A 1,022-nucleotide genomic window follows, 5' to 3' on the forward strand; every position below is an offset into this window, starting at 1 on the left:
CTAGATGATTGATTCCAGGCTGCTGCTTGCGATTAATGGTCGTAGGCGGTGAGGGATCGGGCGGTGGGCTGGCCGGTCTTGTCGTTGTGCCAGATCACTGCGGTCAGCGCGAGGATCCGGGTGATGATGCGGATGACGACTCCCGCGGGGGTTCGTCCGCCGTGTCGTTCCAGGTCGAGCTGGCCTTTGAGGGTCTGGTTGATCGATTCGATGGTCTGCCGCAAGGGTTTGAACAACTCGCTGCCGGCCCGTGGTGGTTCGCCTTTGCGGGCTTTGCGCAGCAGCCGCAGGTCACCGTGGCTGAGGGTCTGTTCGAAGTCGCGGCCGTAGTACTGCATGTCCGCGATGATCGTCTGTTGTGGGTGGCGGGCCGCCAGGTCAGGGTCGGCCTGGAGCATGCCCAGCAGGGTGGAACGTTCATCGGCCTTGGCGCCGGTCAGCGCGAACGCCACCGGCAGCCCGCTCAGCGTGCACAGCAGATGCAGCCGTAGCCCCCAGAAGAAGCGGGAATGCGAGGCGCAGTAGCCGTACTCGGCCCAGCCCGCCAGCGCCGAGCGGCGGGCTGTCTGCCGGGAGCGGCCGCACTCCACCGGCGTGGAGTCGGCCACCCACACGTCATCACTCCACCACGTGGTGTCCCGGCCGAGGATCTGGATCATGTGCCGGACCAGCCCGATCGCGGCCCGCAGTCGCTTGTTGTAGCCGGACTGGCCCGGCAGATACGGGAACATCCCGGTCAGATGCGCCCGGCCGTAGCGCAGCCAGCGGCGCTCCGAGGTGAACCCGAGCAGCGCCGACATCACCGCCAGCGTCACCAGCTCCGCGTCACTCAAGCGGGGCTTGATCCCCACCGCAGGGCGTGCGGGTGCCAGGTCCGGGAAAGCCCGCAGCTGATCGTCGATCTTCACATACAGTGCCGTAGCGAGGGTGTTCAGTTCTGTCGTCACAAACGGAGCTTGGACACCCTCGCTGTACGCCCGCAGCCGATTAACGAACCTCAGCCCTTGGAATCAACCATCTAG

1 protein-coding gene is annotated in these 1,022 nt (G+C 65.8%); it reads right to left on the minus strand.

Translation table 11 applies throughout. The annotated features are described in order from the left end of the window. Positions 1-32: 32 nt before the first annotated feature. The gene (locus ACIBKY_RS55405) at positions 33-947 is read right to left on the minus strand and encodes an IS982 family transposase (RefSeq protein ID WP_397110785.1); all 915 of its coding nucleotides are present in this window, start codon (positions 945-947) and stop codon (positions 33-35) included. Positions 948-1,022: the final 75 nt, after the last annotated feature.

This window comes from Nonomuraea sp. NPDC050394 (genome assembly GCF_044459065.1).
Classification (GTDB): Bacteria; Actinomycetota; Actinomycetes; order Streptosporangiales; family Streptosporangiaceae; genus Nonomuraea.